Annotated in this window: 18 protein-coding genes; 1 reads left to right on the forward strand and 17 read right to left on the reverse strand. The window is 36.0% G+C overall.

Features of this window, described 5'->3' with window-relative positions; genetic code table 11:
* Positions 1-23: 23 nt before the first annotated feature.
* From AC1EJ0_RS05830 to AC1EJ0_RS05885, 12 genes are all read right to left on the reverse strand, one after another.
* The gene (locus AC1EJ0_RS05830; RefSeq protein WP_480023591.1) at positions 24-923 is read right to left on the reverse strand and encodes a bifunctional riboflavin kinase/FAD synthetase; all 900 of its coding nucleotides are present in this window, start codon (positions 921-923) and stop codon (positions 24-26) included.
* A complete protein-coding gene (gene truB / locus AC1EJ0_RS05835; protein ID WP_480023592.1) occupies positions 910-1791 on the reverse strand; it encodes a tRNA pseudouridine(55) synthase TruB in 882 nt (293 codons plus the stop codon). Before truB ends, AC1EJ0_RS05830 begins: the two co-directional genes overlap by 14 nt.
* The gene (locus tag AC1EJ0_RS05840; protein WP_480023593.1) at positions 1781-2740 is read right to left on the reverse strand and encodes a DHH family phosphoesterase; all 960 of its coding nucleotides are present in this window, start codon (positions 2738-2740) and stop codon (positions 1781-1783) included. Before AC1EJ0_RS05840 ends, truB begins: the two co-directional genes overlap by 11 nt.
* Complete coding sequence (gene rbfA / locus AC1EJ0_RS05845) at positions 2730-3119, reverse strand: 30S ribosome-binding factor RbfA (protein WP_480023594.1); 390 nt, start codon at positions 3117-3119, stop codon at positions 2730-2732. The genes AC1EJ0_RS05840 and rbfA overlap by 11 nt, the downstream gene beginning before the upstream one ends.
* 12 nt (positions 3120-3131) lie before the next feature.
* The gene (infB, locus tag AC1EJ0_RS05850) at positions 3132-5399 is read right to left on the reverse strand and encodes a translation initiation factor IF-2 (protein WP_480023595.1); all 2268 of its coding nucleotides are present in this window, start codon (positions 5397-5399) and stop codon (positions 3132-3134) included.
* Positions 5400-5403: 4 nt separating this feature from the next.
* The gene (gene rnpM / locus AC1EJ0_RS05855; RefSeq protein WP_480023596.1) at positions 5404-5664 is read right to left on the reverse strand and encodes an RNase P modulator RnpM; all 261 of its coding nucleotides are present in this window, start codon (positions 5662-5664) and stop codon (positions 5404-5406) included.
* Positions 5651-6778, reverse strand: coding sequence for a transcription termination factor NusA (gene nusA, locus AC1EJ0_RS05860; RefSeq protein WP_480023597.1), 1128 nt, complete (start codon positions 6776-6778; stop codon positions 5651-5653). The genes rnpM and nusA overlap by 14 nt, the downstream gene beginning before the upstream one ends.
* Before the next feature lie 9 nt (positions 6779-6787).
* Entirely contained in the window at positions 6788-7237 is a 450-nt protein-coding gene (locus AC1EJ0_RS05865) for a hypothetical protein (protein WP_480023598.1), read from the reverse strand.
* Positions 7238-7347: 110 nt separating this feature from the next.
* Positions 7348-8784 (reverse strand): transcription termination factor Rho, encoded by a 1437-nt coding sequence (rho, locus tag AC1EJ0_RS05870; protein ID WP_480023669.1) that lies wholly within the window; start codon positions 8782-8784, stop codon positions 7348-7350.
* Entirely contained in the window at positions 8784-9752 is a 969-nt protein-coding gene (glpX, locus tag AC1EJ0_RS05875; RefSeq protein WP_320604263.1) for a class II fructose-bisphosphatase, read from the reverse strand. Before glpX ends, rho begins: the two co-directional genes overlap by 1 nt.
* Positions 9753-9761: 9 nt before the next feature.
* Positions 9762-10403 (reverse strand): fructose-6-phosphate aldolase, encoded by a 642-nt coding sequence (fsa, locus tag AC1EJ0_RS05880; protein WP_304016172.1) that lies wholly within the window; start codon positions 10401-10403, stop codon positions 9762-9764.
* A gap of 8 nt (positions 10404-10411) precedes the next feature.
* A complete protein-coding gene (locus AC1EJ0_RS05885; RefSeq protein WP_320604266.1) occupies positions 10412-11209 on the reverse strand; it encodes a nitroreductase family protein in 798 nt (265 codons plus the stop codon).
* Positions 11210-11342: 133 nt separating this feature from the next.
* Here AC1EJ0_RS05885 and AC1EJ0_RS05890 point away from each other — a divergent pair, with 133 nt between their 5' ends.
* Entirely contained in the window at positions 11343-13151 is a 1809-nt protein-coding gene (locus AC1EJ0_RS05890; protein ID WP_480023599.1) for an ATP-dependent helicase, read from the forward strand.
* Between the two features lie 43 nt (positions 13152-13194).
* On the opposite strand, the gene AC1EJ0_RS05895 is transcribed toward AC1EJ0_RS05890, so the two are convergent.
* The 5 genes from AC1EJ0_RS05895 to AC1EJ0_RS05915 form a co-directional block, all read right to left on the reverse strand.
* The gene (locus tag AC1EJ0_RS05895) at positions 13195-13578 is read right to left on the reverse strand and encodes an SdpI family protein (protein ID WP_480023600.1); all 384 of its coding nucleotides are present in this window, start codon (positions 13576-13578) and stop codon (positions 13195-13197) included.
* A 33-nt stretch (positions 13579-13611) separates the two neighbouring features.
* Positions 13612-14493 carry a hypothetical protein gene (locus tag AC1EJ0_RS05900; protein ID WP_294985048.1) on the reverse strand — a complete coding sequence of 294 codons (882 nt, stop codon included), beginning with the start codon at positions 14491-14493 and terminating at the stop codon, positions 13612-13614.
* 399 nt (positions 14494-14892) lie between these two features.
* Positions 14893-15099 carry a hypothetical protein gene (locus tag AC1EJ0_RS05905; RefSeq protein WP_320604274.1) on the reverse strand — a complete coding sequence of 69 codons (207 nt, stop codon included), beginning with the start codon at positions 15097-15099 and terminating at the stop codon, positions 14893-14895.
* Entirely contained in the window at positions 15099-16517 is a 1419-nt protein-coding gene (locus AC1EJ0_RS05910; protein WP_480023601.1) for an ABC transporter ATP-binding protein, read from the reverse strand. Before AC1EJ0_RS05910 ends, AC1EJ0_RS05905 begins: the two co-directional genes overlap by 1 nt.
* Positions 16507-17502, reverse strand: a complete 996-nt coding sequence (locus tag AC1EJ0_RS05915; RefSeq protein ID WP_480023602.1) for an ABC transporter ATP-binding protein — start codon at positions 17500-17502, stop codon at positions 16507-16509. The genes AC1EJ0_RS05910 and AC1EJ0_RS05915 overlap by 11 nt, the downstream gene beginning before the upstream one ends.
* Positions 17503-17509 lie beyond the last annotated feature (7 nt).

Consider the following 17509-nt stretch of genomic DNA (forward strand, 5'->3'; position numbering starts at 1 on the left):
TGTAAAGCATTTTATACTCATAATTATAAATAATCTTCAAAATTTTTCGCAAAATCAATATCGCTTCTAATCTGTTTAAGTAAATCATCCTTGTCAGCAAAGTTTAACATATCTCTAATCCTATAGATGAAATATAATCTAACTGTGTCATCATATATATCATCATCGAAGTCAAATATGTTAGTCTCAACACTAACAAAGTCTTCGTTAAAGCTTAGGTTTTTGCCTACACTAGTAACTGATTTATAAATACGGTCCTTAATCTTAATCTTTGTTACATATACGCCTTGATATGGAATGATGTAGCCTGTATTAATATTGAGGTTTGCAGTTGGTATGCCGACCGATGAGCCAAATCTTTTGCCGTGAATAACCTTTGACTTGATTGAGTAGTGCCTCGATAAGTCTTTGTTTGCACTCATCACTTCGCCTGACAGTATTAATTTTTTTATATTGCTCGATGAAATCTTTTGCATCTCTTCATCAAGTTCAAAATTTAATACTACTGCTTCACCGCCTGCCTCTTTCATCATCTCTTTAAGAAGTGCAGTGTCCCCAAGTCTATCTATACCGAAAGTATAATCCTCTCCCGAGTAAGTCCTTATCGTGTTTAATCTATCTAGTAATATCTCCTTAACAAAGGCTTTTGGATCAGTTCTTTTAAGCTCATCCGTAAAATCAATAACATAAACAGTATCTATACCAAGCTCTTCAAGTATCTTAATCTTGTCATCAATTGGCGTGATGCTCTTAGCTCCTTTAAAGTCAAGCAATAAAACAGCTGACTCTACTTTATCGCGTCTTGCATCGCTTATGCAGCTCTTAATTATTTTTAAATGACCTAAGTGCATGCCATCGAAGTAGCCAAGCGCTATATAGCATTCTTCACTTCTAAACTCATCTTTTAAATTAATTATCCTCATATTTATAAACCTTTTTCATATAAATATTCTTTCTGCCATTCTCATCTTTTTTCACATAGCCAATGCCGCAGAATTTATCAGCACAGTAAACCTTGTATTGCTCTTCATTGAAGTCATCGCTTACGTATGAGTTCATGCCGTTTTGAACCGCCTTAAACCTCTTTTCGTGAAGCTTTATGACCGGCAAATCTATAAGCGTATCGACTGGAATAAGATCATCTTCATCCATATCGTCTATGCAAATGGCCTCGTCAATATTTAATGGGCCGCTGTAGTACCTCATAAGGTAATCGATATACGATATAGTCCCTAGTCTTTGCGCTATATCAAAGGCAAGAGTCCTTATATAAGTTCCGGTAGAAACCTCACTCATGACTATGGCGTATGACTTTTCCTTATTGAACTTCAATAGTCTGTTCTTATAAATTTGAACAGTTTTTGCTCTTGAAGCTGTGTCTACGTCAATATTTTCTCTCGCTAGCTTATACATAGGAACGCCATCAATCTTCTTTGCTGAGTACTTTGGTGGAACTTGCTCGTATGCACCTTTCATCTCTTCTAATACTCTTAGTAAATCATTCTTTTCAAAGTTCCATGCCTCTTCATCGCTAATCTCTGACTCGGCGTCTAAGGTCTCTGTAGTTTTACCAAAAATTATTCTATATATATAGGCCTTTATATCAAAGCCTAAGTAATCTATAAACTTAGTTGCCTCTCCAAGCGCTATAGGCAAGACGCCAAAGGCCATGGGGTCTAAGGTTCCTACGTGTCCAGTCTTCATCTTGCTAAGCTGCTTCACCTTGTTTGTGTAGTATCTACTGGACTTTCCCTTCTCCTTAAACACGTTGACTACGCCACTAATTTGCATCGTCTACATATCCTTTCAGCTTTTTAATTAGCTCGTCAAGCTCTCCCTTGTACGTTAAACCCGCAGCGTACTTATGTCCACCGCCATCAAAGTCCTCACCAATGCTGCCTACATCGTATTTATACTTGCTTCTTAAAGAAACTTTGTAAATGTCCTTTACTTCTTTGATTATGGCTATCATGTCATAATCTTCAAGTCCTTGTAAAAACGCAAGTATATCATCTGTATCGTCCCTACTAGTCTTTGTCTTGTTAAAATCATCATTATCTAAGACAAGATAGGCAAAATCCTTGTAGAAATTAATCTTGTTTATTGCAAGCTTATATAGCTCAAAAATATTTTTATTCATGCTTCTATAAAGCTTGATATTGATTTCGTTTATATCGATGCCGTAGCTCATAAGCTTAGAAACTTTTTGCATAGTATCGTCACTTGTCGATGAGTACATAAACCTGCCAGTGTCAGTATCTATGCCAATGTAGAGCATAGTGGCCACTTCCTTGTTCATAGGAAGCTCAAGCTCTTTTATGATGTCGTATACTATCTCTGCGCTGGATGAATACTCTTCTAAAACGTAGTTTATATCACCAAAATACTTATTGCTCTTGTGGTGGTCTATGTTAATGACCTTCTTAGCAAGTTTTAAATTATCTTCATTAAGAAGCCTTCTCTCGTCCGCGCAGTCAATGACCATGAGCAAATCGCACTCACTCATGCATTCTTTGTAATACTTTTTCTCCTCAATAAAGATGTATTTGCTAGGAATGTCATCTGGCTTTATTATATTTATAGTCTTAGTCTTATTCTTATACTTTTCTATTAGTGATAGATAAAGGCCAAGCGTTGATCCCATGTTGTCCCCGTCTGGAGACTTATGAGAGATTATATTTATGCTATTAGCTTCTTCTACAGCTAGGCCAATATCTTTTATGCTGTGATTATTCTTCATCTGCATCCAACTCTTCGTTTACATTTTCTTTGCTCTCTGAATTTAATTTATTTAAAATCTTTTGTATTTCAATACTATATTCAACGCTCTCATCAATTTTAAATCTTAATTCAGGCACTTGTCTTATCTCTAAAACCTTTGCAAGACGAGATCTTATATAGCCTTTAGCATTTTCTAAAGCATCAAGAGTGTCTTCTTTAGTCTTTTGACTACCATATATTGAAAAATATATAGTAGCAACCGATGTATCGTTACTTAGCTCAACTTTAGATACGCTAGTCATTGGATCAATCCTAGGATCCTTAAGTCCTTCAATTAATAACTCTGATACAATTCTTTGTATCTCAGCTTGCAATCTATATAATCTTTTCTTGTCCATAGTATCACCTAATTATGCTTTTATTTCTTCAATGATGTAGGCTTCCATTTCGTCGCCTTCCTTGACATCGTTGTAATTATCAAGGCCTAAACCAGCTTCATAACCAGTAGCAACTTCTTTAGCATCATCTTTAAATCTCTTTAATGAAGAGATGCCTCCGTCATGAATAACCACGTCGTCTCTAAGAAGTCTTATGCTTGAGTTTCTAGTAATCTTACCGTTATCAACATAGATACCTGCTATAGTTTGTCCAGAAGGTAGTCTAAATGTAGCACGTACAGTCGCTCTACCTAAAACAGTTTCCTTAGTCTTAGGTTTTAACATACCCTTAACAGCGTTCTTTATATCGTCAATAATGTCATAAATAACTCTATATGTCTTAACTTCAATGCTTTCAGCGTTTGCAAGGTCCATTGCTCCGTTATTTGGTCTTACGTTAAAGCCTATGATGATGGCGTTTGATGCGCTAGCAAGCATAACGTCTGATTCACTTATTCCGCCTACGCCGCTGTGTATAACGCTTACCTTTACTTCATCGTTTGAAAGCTTAGTAAGTGATGAACTGATGGCTTCGATTGAACCCTTGTTATCAGCCTTGATTATGATGTTTAGATCCTTTAACTCACCTTCTTTGATTCTGTCAAATAGATTATCCAAAGAAACTTTTTGAGTTGCTGTAATCATTTCTTCTCTTTGTTTTTCTTTTCTCATATCAGCTATGGCTCTAGCCTTCTTTTCAGATTCAACTGCGTAGAAGAATTCACCAGCTTCAGGCACTTCGCTTAAGCCCATAATCTTAACTGGTGTACTAGGAGCCGCCTTCATGATGCCCTTACCATTGTCATCAACCATAAGCCTAATCTTGCCGCAAGCAGTTCCTGATACAACGTAGTCGCCCTTCTTAAGAGTTCCTTTTTGTACTAAAACAGTCGCTGTAGGTCCTTGGCCCTTGTCTAGTTGAGCTTCAATTACAGTACCCATGGCTCTTCTATTAGGGTTTGCCTTGATGTCTTCCATCTCAGCAACTAGTGTAATCATCTCAAGTAATTCATCTATATTAATTCTTTTCTTAGCAGATACTTCTACGGTTATAGTTGAGCCGCCCCACTTTTCTGGAAGTAAATCGTTATCTGCTAGCTCTTGGTATATTCTTTCAATATTTGCTTCTGGTCTGTCTATCTTGTTTATCGCTACGATGATGGGTACGCCAGCCGCCTTACTATGTGAGATGGCTTCCTTTGTTTGTGGCATGATGCCGTCATCTGCTGCGACAACTATTACAGATATATCAGTGATTTGAGCTCCTCTGGCTCTCATTTGTGTGAAAGCTTCGTGACCTGGTGTGTCTAGGAAAACTACTTTTTTGCCTTTAACGTTGATGCTGTAGGCACCAATTCTTTGAGTGATACCACCCGCTTCACCTGCTTGTACCTTTGTTTCTCTGATAGCATCAAGAAGTGATGTCTTACCGTGGTCAACGTGACCCATAACTGTAACTACTGGTGGTCTTGTAACTAGAGTGTCTTCACTGTCTTCGAAGTCAAGTTCAAGTGCTTCTTCTTCACTTTGTGGCACTTCTAATTCTACTTTTACACCAAATTCATCAGCCATTAAAGAAGCTGTATCAAAGTCAACGCTTTGGTTTTGGTTAAGCATTAGTCCTAGCATGATAAGCTTTGTAATTAGCTCGTTTACGCCAACGCCTAGCTTTTCCGCAAGATCCTTAACTATGATTGGATCTTGGATATAAACTACTTCGTCTTTAGCTTTTTTTGCTTCTTGCTTTTCTTCTTTTACTTCTTGAGCCTTATTGTCATTCTTTTTATTGTTTTGTCTGTTTTTCTTGCCTTTTTTATTATTTGCTTGATTATTATAATTATTATTATTATTGTTGTTGTTATTATTGTTATTCTTATTGTTTTTATTCTTCTTGTTTCTTGCTTGATTATTGTTTTCAGCGCTTTCCTTCTTAACTTCTTCTCTTCTATCTTCTTTTACATTAGCTTTTTTCGCTTCAGGTTTTGCGTTTTTCTTAGCTTTATTAGCATTTTTATCTATACTTTCTGTATCTTCTTTTGCTTTACGGATCTTTTTCTTTGGTCTTTCTTTAACCTCTACTTTATCTTCTTCTAGGAAAAGATCTCTTACCATATTAGCTGTTTCTTCATCTACACCACTTAAGTGAGTCATTGGCGGTAGATTTAGTTCTTGGAGTTTATCTAGTAATTCTTTTGTTTCCATATTCAATTCTTTTGCTAATTCGTAAACTCTTGTCTTCATATAATCACTCCTTCTTTACATTTCTTAGCTCCTCTAAGGTTTCATTATCTATATTGCATTTTAAAGATTTTTTGAGTAAATTCTTTTCAATCGCTTTATTTATACATTCTTCATTATTGCACACATAGCTTCCTCTGCCTTGTATCTTTTGCTCCTTGTCGATAAATACGCCGTCCATAGTCTTAGCTAGCCTAATCATCTCGTATTTATTGTGAAAATTTCTGCATGCAACACATTTTCTATCAAAAGTTTTATTCTTCGTCATTTCTGAATAAATCAATTAATGAATCATTTAATATCTCTTGATTGTCCGCATCGTAGTATGGCTCGCTTGTTGGTCCTGTGAATGTGTCAGGATCTTCTGGATGAATATCTATCTTCCAAGTAGTAAGCTTAGCTGCAAGTCTTACGTTTTGGCCTTGCTTACCGATGGCCAAGCTGATTTGTGAGTTTGGTACTACGGCAATGGCAGATTTCTCTTCCTCGTTAATTTCGCAGCTAACTACATCAGCTGGTGATAGAGCATTCTTGATGAATATCTCTGGATTTTCATTGTAGATAATTATATCTATCTTTTCTCCGTTAAGCTCTTCAACGATGGAGTTAACTCTTTGACCCTTTTGTCCAACGCAAGCTCCTAATGGGTCTATACTATCATCTTTTGCGTAAACAGCAATCTTTGATCTTGATCCAGCTTCTCTAGCTATAGAGTAGATATCGATAAGTCCTTCTGTTATTTCAGGTACTTCAAGCTCAAAAAGTCTTCTTACTAAAAGTGCTTTTGATCTTGATAATACTATTTGTGGTCCCTTATTAGTCTTTCTTATCTCAGAGATAACTAATTTAAGTCTGTCGCCCATCTTGTAGACTTCATTTGGTATTTGTTCGTTTGGTGGAATTATGCCTTCTACCTTGCCCATGTCTATAAAGATGTTCTTATTTGAGATTCTTTGTATTTGACCTGTGATTATTTCGCCTTGTCTTACTATAAATTCATCGTGAATTTTTTCTCTCTCAGCGTCCTTAATCTTTTGTATTACAACTTGCTTAGCTGTTTGAGCAGCTATCCTGCCATATTCCTTTGGAGCTTCCTCAAAGTTAACAGTATCGCCTACTTGGTACTTTGAGTTGATCTTCTTAGCTTCTTCTAATGAAATTTCATTAACATCGTCTTCTACTTCATCAACAACAGTCTTTTGTGAATATAGTTTTATATCGCCTGTCTCTCTGTTGATGTCAACGAAAACATCTTGTTCACTTTGGAAATTCTTTCTAAAGCTTGATACTAGTGCAGTCTCCAAAGCATCAAAAATTACATCTTTTGATATACCCTTGCTTTTTTCTAGCTCATCTAAAGCTTCTATAAACTCTTTGTTCATCATAACCCCCTAAAATTCTATAGCCTGAGTAAGTTTCTTTACATCGGCCCTCTTTATATCAATAGTTTCGCCATCACAATCAAGTGTGAATGACTCATCGTCATAATTTTTAAGTATGCCCATATACTTTTCATTGTTCTTTAGTTTTGCATCGAGTTTCATGTCCATGTTTCTTCTGAAATCATCATCCGTCTTGATGGGTCTATCTATGCCCGGAGATGATATTTCTAAGTAATACTTGTCCTTTAGTTCTTCTACTGAATCGAATATTGGATTTAATCTCTCTGTCGCCTTTTGAAGTAGGTCTATGTCAAGGCCTTCCTTCTTGTATATGTATACACTTACCGTCATCTCGCCCTTGTGTCTTGTAAATCCAATATCAACGAGCTCCGCCTTTAAGTCCTCAAGTGCCTTAGCTAGCTTAGGACTAAGCTTTTCTTTTAAACTTTTGTAATTCATATCTCTCACCCCTCTTATAAAATAAAGAGTGGCGAGCCACTCTTCAATGCAAAAATATTACCTTATATATTATATCATATAAGAAGACTATTTACAAGTCTTTTATCAAATTAATCGTTCTTAACGAGAGCTTTATCTAAACTGTCAATAAGCTCCTTATTAGATCTAGTATTCATCATAAACTTGCGAAGGTATTCAACGGCGTATTCATTGCCGTTCTTAGTCATCATCGCTCTAAACTTCCTTTGTATGTTCAAAGTCTTTTCGTCTAGAAGCAGTTCATCCTTCCTCGTACCTGAGTTTAATATGTCAATAGCTGGGAAGAGCCTCATGTTCGATAGATCCCTATCAAGGTAGAGCTCCATGTTGCCAGTGCCTTTAAACTCTTCGTATATAACTTGATCCATCCTCGAGCCAGTATCGATAAGAGCAGTTGCTAGTATACTTAAACTGCCTTTGTCCTTGAAGTTTCTTGCCGCTCCAAAGAATTTCTTTGGCCCAAATAGCGCGCCTGGATCCAAGCCACCCGATAGCGACCTACCAGTTGGCGTTATCATCATGTTATATGCTCTTGCAAGTCTTGTGATGCTATCAAGTAGTATTACTACATCCTTCTTGTGCTCAACAAGTCTCTTCGCCCTCTCAAGAGTCATTTGCGATACCTTTATGTGATTTTCAAGGTCTTCATCAAAAGTCGAGTAAATGACATCACCCTTAATCGATCTCCTAAGATCAGTAACTTCTTCCGGTCTTTCATCAATTAATAAAACTATAAGTTCTATCTCTGGATGATTTATGTTAATGGCGTTGGCTATCTTTTTTATAAGAGTCGTTTTACCCGCCTTTGGTGGGGCAACGATAAGTCCTCTTTGACCCTTGCCAATAGGCGAGATTAGATCAATGAACCTTGTCGATAGTTCATCCTTTGTAGTCTCTAGCTTAATTAGCTCATCTGGATATTCAGGAACTAAGTCATCAAAGTCAGCTCTCTTAAAGCATGTGTCTATGCTGTCACCATTAACTTTGTTGATGTAGACTATAGCGTTTTTCGAGTTTTCTTCGCTTGTCTCGTCTTTTTTTCTAACCTTACCTGTGATTTCGTCGCCTTGTCTTAAAAGGAATTTCTTTATATATGTTGGTGACAGATAATAATCATTGTCGCTTTGGGAATAATTTTCTCTCCTCAAAAAGCCAAAGCCATCAGGAAGTATCTCTAAGATGCCGCTTGCTTCAACAGTTTCAAGCCCATCTATAGAGCTCGAACTAGTCTTTGTAGTTTTTTCTCCGCCATTTGCCTCACTAAGATTATTTCTTTCTTTTGGCATATCGTTTTTGGAATTACTACTGTCCCCATTGACCATATGAAGAAAATCATCTAAGCTCTTACACGACTTAAAAGCATCCTCATCATGATTCGCGCGGATGCTCTTAAGAATATATTCAATAAGCTCAAGCTTTTTATACTTAGTAAAGTTTTTAAGCCCGTAGTTTTTTGCAAAATTTTGTAGCTCTACTAGTTTATAATCATCTAAGTGATTATCTACAATCATTTAGCATACTCCGGCTTTTTGTCTAGTATATGAGTTGCTTTGATAAATCTAATTGTGCCTGTTTCAGCTCTTAGTACTAGTGTTTCTGTCTCGCAAACGTTTTTCTTAATAAATTTAACGCCATCAAGAAGTTCGCCGTGAGATACGCCTGTTGCTGAGAAAGCAATTTCGTTTCCTTTAACAAGGTCATCAAGGTGAAGTATCTTGTCTGGATTTATGCCCATCTTGATGCATCTTTCTTTTTCTTTCTCATCCTTTGGTAAAAGTTTACCTTGCATTTCGCCGCCCATGCACTTAAGTGCTGCAGCAGCTAAAACGCCTTCAGGTGCACCGCCGCTACCAAGAAGCATATCAACGTTAGTGTCTTCAAAGCAAGTTTGTATAGCAGCGATAACGTCACCGTCGTTTATAAATTTAATTCTAGCGCCATTTTCTCTAAGCTCTTTAACTATAGCGTCGTGTCTTGGTCTGTTTAGCATAACTACAGTAGTTTCACTAACTTCTTTGTTAAGCGCCTTTGCTACGGCTTTTAAGTTTTCTGTAACAGACTTTTCTATGTCAACAACGCCTTTTGCCTTAGGTCCAACAGCAATTTTGTTCATATACATATCAGGAGCGTGTAACAAGCATCCAGCTGGTGCAACAGCAACTACTGATATTGCGTTTGGCATACCATTGGCAATGGAGTTCGTTCCATCTAGTGGGTCAACTGCGATGTCAACCTTAAGTGCTCCGTCCTTGCGATCACCGATCTTTTCGCCTATATATAGCATAGGTGCTTCGTCGATCTCGCCCTCACCTATAACTACAGTACCGTCGATGTCAACAGTATCGAACATCCTTCTCATTGCTTCAACTGCAGCGCCATCAGCGGCGTTCTTTTCTCCTCTGCCAAGCCAAGGAGCAGACTTTAGTGCAGCCGCTTCTGTAACTCTGGCTAAATTCATTACTAAATTTCTATCCATAATTCTCTCCTATTTAACGCTTTCCCAATCTTTCAAAAATCTTTCTATACCACTATCTGTTAATGGGTGATGTAGCATTTGTTTAAACACCTTATATGGCACTGTAGCTATGTCACAGCCTAGTCTAGCGCATTCAACTACATGCATTGGATGTCTAATAGATGCGGCGATAACTTCAGTATCATAGCTATAGTTGTTAAATATGTCCATAATTTCTTCGATTAAATTAAGTCCGTTTGTTGATATATCATCAAGTCTTCCTAAGAATGGGCTCACGTAGCTAGCTCCAGCTTTTGCAGCTAAAAGTGCTTGTGTTGATGTAAATACAAGTGTTACGTTAGTCTTTATGCCCATAGCGTGTAATTCTTTAACAGCTATAAGTCCTTCTTCTGTCATTGGCACTTTGATGATGATGTTTTTGTGTATCTTAGCAAGTTCCTTTGCTTCTTCTACCATTTCATCATGTTTAAGTGAAACAACTTCTGCAGATATAGGTCCATCTACAATGCCAGTGATTTCAGTAACAACTTCCTTAAAATCTCTTTTTTCTTTTGCTATAAGGCTTGGGTTTGTAGTAACTCCGTCAACCACGCCCCATTCAGCAATCTCCTTAATTTCGTCAACATTAGCTGTATCAATAAATAATTTCATATGACCTCCTATAGCCTAATCTTTGCTATCAATCTGTAGCCGTCAACGATTTCTTCGTCTTCAGCTAGTTCCCACATGTTCTTGTCATTTCTCATAAGTAGCATACTTCTTAAGTAGTACATCATGATACCTGCGTCAACATATGATGGCTTTCCATTGTTATCTTCAATATATAAATAAACGTAGCTTCCTTTGATTACAAATCTCCATGGTTGAAGGTTTGATGTTGATGGTGCAAATCTTGCGTAGTAAAAAACATCGTCTAAACCAAGGTTTTCAAGCATTTCTATGTCCATGCTATTAGCAAAGCTGCCATCAAAAACGATATCTTCAACAGCTTTTCTTTCAGAATATTTATCAAGATCAAATGGGTTCGATGGTTTTTCGTAGCCTATTGCCAAGATAAAGTCAAGATTATTTGCGTACATATCAAAAACTTTTCTCTTAGTGTCTTCAGTCGCATTGAATAGACCAACCCAGCAAGTTGCGATGTCTAGTGCATGTAGTTTTGTAATTAAGCTTTCTGTGTAGTAGCTTTGTAAGATCATTGATTTTGCTGAATCATCGCTTCTGTTGATAACGATGTAGTGAGGTGACTTAATCATAACGCCTGAGTAGCCTGCGATGCCGTCTAGCGCTTCATAAACCATCTTACCATCTTTAACAATATTGAAGCTTACAGAATTTTGTCCGTCTTCCTTAGATACCTCACTGCAAATTGCTTTGATTTTAATAAGTGTGTCGTCGCTTAGATCCTTAAGCTTAAAATCTCTAACTGATTTTCTAGATTTTAGAAAGTTATTCATTAACAAAATATATCTCCCCCTTAGAATAATATGTAAAATAAATTGAATTACGTCTATATTATACCACATGTAGAACTACTTAGCAAACCTTTATTTTTCTTTAAATTTGTTATATAATATCTGTGGTGATGAAATGAAACTAAATCCAAATCAGCTCGAAGCATCGAGGCATGACAAGGGTCCTGCTCTTGTTCTTGCTGTGCCCGGCTCTGGTAAAACGACCGTTATAGTTAATCGTATAAAGCATCTTATTGAAGATAAAGGCGTAAGCCCATATAAGATACTCGCTATAACATTTGCCAAGTCCCAGCAACTTGATATGCAAAAAAGGATACTTGAGGCGCTTGATGAAAACTATGCGAAGGAAGTCGGCGTTTTGACTATACATGCCCTATCCTACAAGATAATCAGAGAGTACGAGCGATACAAAAAAATTAAATACACCTTGCTTGACGTTGAAAATGCACCAAAATCGAGAAACATACTTAGAAATATATATATGGATAAGCTAAAAACCTATCCAAGCGAAGAAGAGCTAGATCAGATACAGTCTATACTTGGCTACATCAAGAACACAAACGAGGACTATATCGATGCGGACGGGCCTTTTGAATACAAAGTCGTTGTCGATGACTTCGAAGCTTATAAAAAGAAAAAGAGGCTTATCGACTTTGACGATATGCTTGTGATTGCAAACGACTTACTTGAAAAGGATAGGCATATAATTTCAAAATTTAAGGATAAGTACGAGTACATCCTTCTTGACGAGGGTCAAGATACTTCGTCCATTCAGTTTATGATACTCGATAAGCTTATTAATAAGGATAATAACTTCTTCGTGGTAGCTGATGACGACCAATCTATATATAGGTTTAGAGGCGCATGCCCTGAGAGGATACTTAATTTTGAGAAGCATTATAAAGGCGCCCATATCTATAGACTTAGCGAAAATTATAGGTCGACGCCCAGCATAATCACTGCATCTAACAGACTGATTAAGAACAATAAACTAAGATACACTAAAGACTTAAGTGCACACAAATCTGGAAGCGCACCTGTCAATGTAAAGCTCTTTAACAAGGACCTTGACGAGTACCGCTACATAGCAAAATACTTGAAGGACGCCACTGGCACTGTAGCCGTCTTGTATAGGAACAACATCTCTCAGATACCGCTTGCTGAGTACTTAGAGCGCTACATGATTAACTTCACTTCCTATGATAAGAAAGACAGATTTTTTAATCACTGGATTATAGAAGACATCTTCGATATATATAATTTTTCGCAAAATATGAATGACGCTGCCCTATTTAGAAAGATTTACTACAAGATTAAAGGCTATTTATCGAAGCAAGATATAAGTGAGATAAGCACTTTAACAGATGTCGATGTTTTAAAGACCTTATATAGGTCTGAATCTATTCAAAGCTACAAAAAAGATTATATTCTTGAATTAATGAAAGACTTCAAAGCCATAAGAAAGATGAAGCCATCAAATGTCATTGATTATATTGAAAATGATATGAATTACAGAGGCTACTTAAGGACAAAGGGCCGCGACAACAGTGAATCCTTCAATAAACTGCTTACTATGCTCTACTTTTTGAAGCAAATCGCTCTCTATGCTAAGAGCATGGATGAGCTTAAGTTAAGGCTCAATGTTTTGAGAAGCAAAATCTATATCCAAAATGATTCTAATGTGGTGCTCTCAACTATACACGGCGCTAAAGGGCTTGAGTTTGACACGGTATTTTTGATAGATATAGTCGATGAGGAGATACCTGGCTCAAATAACGCGAGTGATGCAGAACTTGAAGAAGAAAGAAGAATCTTCTACGTTGGAATGACTAGAGCGAGAGAGAATCTATATATCTTTGCTTTTAAGGAAAGAAACAACACGGACTACGATATAAGTCCATTTATAAACGAAATTAAGAGCTAACGCCATAAGAAAAGGTCAAAGTTAAAACTTTGACCTTTGTTTTTTATTGAATTTCTTTGCGGCTTCCGTCGCTGTTGAAAGCTGCTTTTAGTTTTAAGTTTACATAAAGTATCGAGCCTAACATCAGAATTACTTGTACTAGAATAAGTATTAGAGCTAAGTTTCCTGTATAGTCCTTATCCTCGCTATATAGTAAGAAAAGTATGATGAGGCTAAGTGGAAGCATTATTCTTCCTAGGCTTATCCACACCTTTGGGAATAGTCTTTGTGCGTAGTCCCAAGTTTCTTTATTCATCATTGAAAGTTTTGTTCTAAAGCCTATAGCTATGTTTGGCTCTTTGATCGGATATTTTTCAAATATCTTTCCTAATACTATCAGTAAAAGTGGAATAAAAGCCACTGATATAAGCATAATTACTTTAAACAATTATATCACCTTTCTTTATTGGTAAAAGAAGCTCTATACTAAATAATCTCCATCGTCATCAATATCGTCATAATCATCTTTTGTCTTCTTTGATTTTTTCTTCTTAAATGCTGTCTTCTTTGAAGATTTTTGCATCAAGATGAAGTAAGTTCCTAGTATTAGTAGTATTACTATAAGTATGATGATAATAATTTTGATTGGGCTCTTCTTTTCAGTCTTTTGAACTTCAACTGGCTTAAATAAGGATATTTGATCAGTTTTATATGGCTCGCCCTTCTTAAGATTTTCAACTGTTAGTTCCATGTCAGCTATCTTGTTTTGCTTTATTTGTTCATATACATCCTCTGTGTCAAGTATGGCGTCTTCAAGTTTTGAATCATTTTTCTCTCTATCGTTTAATAAATCTATAGCTATCGCCTTAGGTACTTTGCCTTCATTAGCAAGTATTATGCTTGGCTTACTTGTTTGATCTATGCTTAGGTATCTTGCATTAGTCATGCTTTTTGTTTTAAGCAGTGTAATTGCTTCAAGTAGACCATCGCTTATATCTGAATATGTTTCAACTATAAGGCCCTTGTTTGACTTTATTAGCCCAGCTTGCATGAATGGACCAACTTTATCTTTAATAATCATAATTGCATTTCCCTTGTTGACAAAGGAATCTTCTAATGTCTTGTTAGCGTTGTTAAATAAGTACTCTGTTGAAAGATTGTAAACTGGTATTACATAGCCAACTAAATTTTCTCTCTCGTTGTTCTCTTCTTTCATCTTGTTATTGATGACTAAGCTTAGTCTTTCTACTTCTGAGTCACTTAATACATATCCATTTGGTGTACTAACCTTTAAGTCTGCTGCATATGCGGCATTTGTAAGCATAAGTAAAAATATTAATAATAAACATACTTTTCTTTTCATAAGAAAACCTCCTTTATCCTTACTCTCTATTTACCCTTAAGCGCGTTAAACTAAACAAGAATTAATAAAGTATTTAAATTATAATTGATTTAATATTTTTATATATTTGTTCAATTATCATAGCTAATTGCACCTTATTCATTATTACACATTCATTATTCATTGTTCATTGTTCATTTTTCATTTCTATTTTAATTTTCACTTCTAATTGTAATTTACATTACTAATTACTAATTATTCAATACACAATTTTTATTACTTATTCTTGATTATTTTTTCTACCTATCCAATGCTCCGTAACCCCCCACTCAACACTGATTAATCTTTATTGACCATTCATTTTAACCACTCATCTATTAGAGACAAAAATAAAGCTACGATTGCTCGTAGCTTTACTCTTTATCTTGGTCTAGTTAATATTAAAATTATAATCAAAACTATGAATATCGGTCCGAATACCTTTGCTGCTGCTAAAAACATAGCAGCGAAGTCACCTTTTTCAGTATCTTCTTTGTCTTTATTAATTAAATTACCCTTTTCATCATACTTACCTGAGGTCTTCTTAAGGTGTTCAAACGCGCGATCTATTTTCTTTTGAAAAAACATTACTTATCCAAGTTAAGCTTGTGATGACATGCAACAAAGTGTCCAGGTTTTACTTCTTCAAATACTGGAACTATTGTTCTACATTCTTCAGTAGCGTACTTACATCTAGTGTGGAATTTACAGCCCTTAGGTGGATTGATAGGACTTGGTATATCCCCTTCTAGAATTTGAATTTCTTTCTTAGAATCTGTAGTTGGTATTGCGCCTAGAAGTGCTTCAGTATATGGATGCACTGGTCTAGCATATAACTCCTTAGAGTCAGCAAACTCAACTATATTTCCTAAATACATTACACCAACCTTATCAGATATATATTTAATAACTGACAAGTCATGTGAAATGAATAGATAAGTTAAGTGTTCTTTTTCTTTTAAGTCAATCAATAGGTTTATAATTTGTGATTGAATAGAAACGTCTAGAGCTGATACCGCTTCGTCGCAAACGATGAAGTCAGGCTTTAAAGCAACACTTCTTGCGATACCAATTCTTTGTCTTTGACCTCCAGAGAATTGGTGAGGGTATCTGTGTATAAAGTAATGAGCTAGACCACAGTCTTGCATAACTTTTACTACGTAATCTTGTAGAGCCTTATCTTTTTGTTTGTAGATATCGTGAGCTACTAAACCTTCAGATATGATTTGACCTACAGTCATACGAGGGTTAAGTGATGAGTATGGGTCTTGGAAGATAAGTTGCATATCTTTTCTCAAGTGTCTCATTTCTTCATATTCAAGTTCAGCTAGGTTTATACCAGCGTCTCTATAGCTTTCTGCTTTTTCATAATCAGGATTGCCCTTAACGTCTTCTCTAAGCGCATCAAGCTTTGCTTCAACATCTTTTAAAGCGCTTTCTGCTGAAGAGTCTTCTTTGCCATCTTTCTTTGCTGCAAAGATCTTAGCGTTAAGTTCTTGTTCCTTTAATAGTAAAGATTTAACTTCACTTTCGTTATCATGATATATCAAAGCACCTGCTATTTGCGCAAGGTCTTGATATAAAAGTCTATGTTTCTTTTCAGTATCTCTAAATTTGTTAAGAGCTTCGCCCTTTTCCTTACCATCAGGAAGTGCTTCATAAGCTGCTTTATCCTTTTCAAGTTCAGCTTCAAGCTCTTTAATCTTACTCTTGTGACTAGCAAACCCATTTATAAGCTTATAAACGTATTTAGGGTTAACTTCCCATCTAGTTCTTCCGTAATAAATAGTTCTACCGTCAGTTTGTTTGTATAATTGTAGTAAAGTTCTACCAAATGTAGATTTACCGCAACCAGATTCACCTACTAGACCTATAGTTTCGCCTTTGTAAATATCCAATGAGATATCATCATTAGCTTTAACATATTGGACTTCCTTACCTACTTTTTGTACTGGGAAGTATTGTTTAAGGTTTTGTATTCTAAATAATAACTCTTTATTTTCCATTGGATCTTACCCCCTTTTCAGGATAGAAACATCTTACTTCATGATTTTCATCTACTTTAACTAAATCTGGTTGATAGTTGTCACATTTTTCAGTTCTATACTTACATCTAGGAGCAAATTTACAGCCCTTAGGTAAGTTTAGTGGATGCGGTACTGAACCAGGTATAGCATCAAGCTTTGTGCCTTGAGGAGTATCCAATCTAGGTATAGATACCATAAGTCCTTCAGTATATGGATGCATGTAAATGCTCTTTCCTTCGAAAATTGTTTCTCTTGGTGCCTTTTCAACTACTTGTCCACAATACATAACAGCAACGTCGTCAGCCATTTGGTTAATAACGCCAAGGTCATGAGTGATAAATAGTATAGAAGTACCAATTCTCTTCTTTAAGTCATTCATCAGTCTTAGTATTTGAGCTTGAATAGTAACGTCAAGAGCAGTTGTTGGTTCGTCAGCTATAAGAAGCTTAGGGACACAAGCAAGTGCCATGGCAATCATAACTCTTTGTCTCATACCACCTGATAATTGGTGAGGATATTGTTTAGCAACAGTTTCTGGATTAGGTATCTTAACCATGCTAAGCATTTCAACAACTTTTTCAGCTGCTTGCTTTTTATCCATACCTTGGTGAATAATGAACGGTTCACTTACTTGCTTTTCTACAGTAAATACTGGGTTAAGTGAAGTCATTGGCTCTTGGAATATAACAGAAACATCATTACCTCTGATATGACCCATCTTATTTTTAGGTATATCAGTAATATTTTCTCCGTTAAACCAAATTTCACCACTGTCAATATATCCATTACCATCAAGTAGTTTAATGATACTCATGGCAGAAACACTCTTACCACTACCACTTTCTCCTACTACTCCTAATGTTTTACCTTGTTCTACTGAATAGGAAACGCCATTAACAGCTTTGATTATTCCCTTTTTTGTTGTAAAAAAGGTATGCAAGTCTTTTAATTCTAATAATGCCATTAATCTT

This window comes from Fenollaria sp. C0166D3 (genome assembly GCF_056590255.1).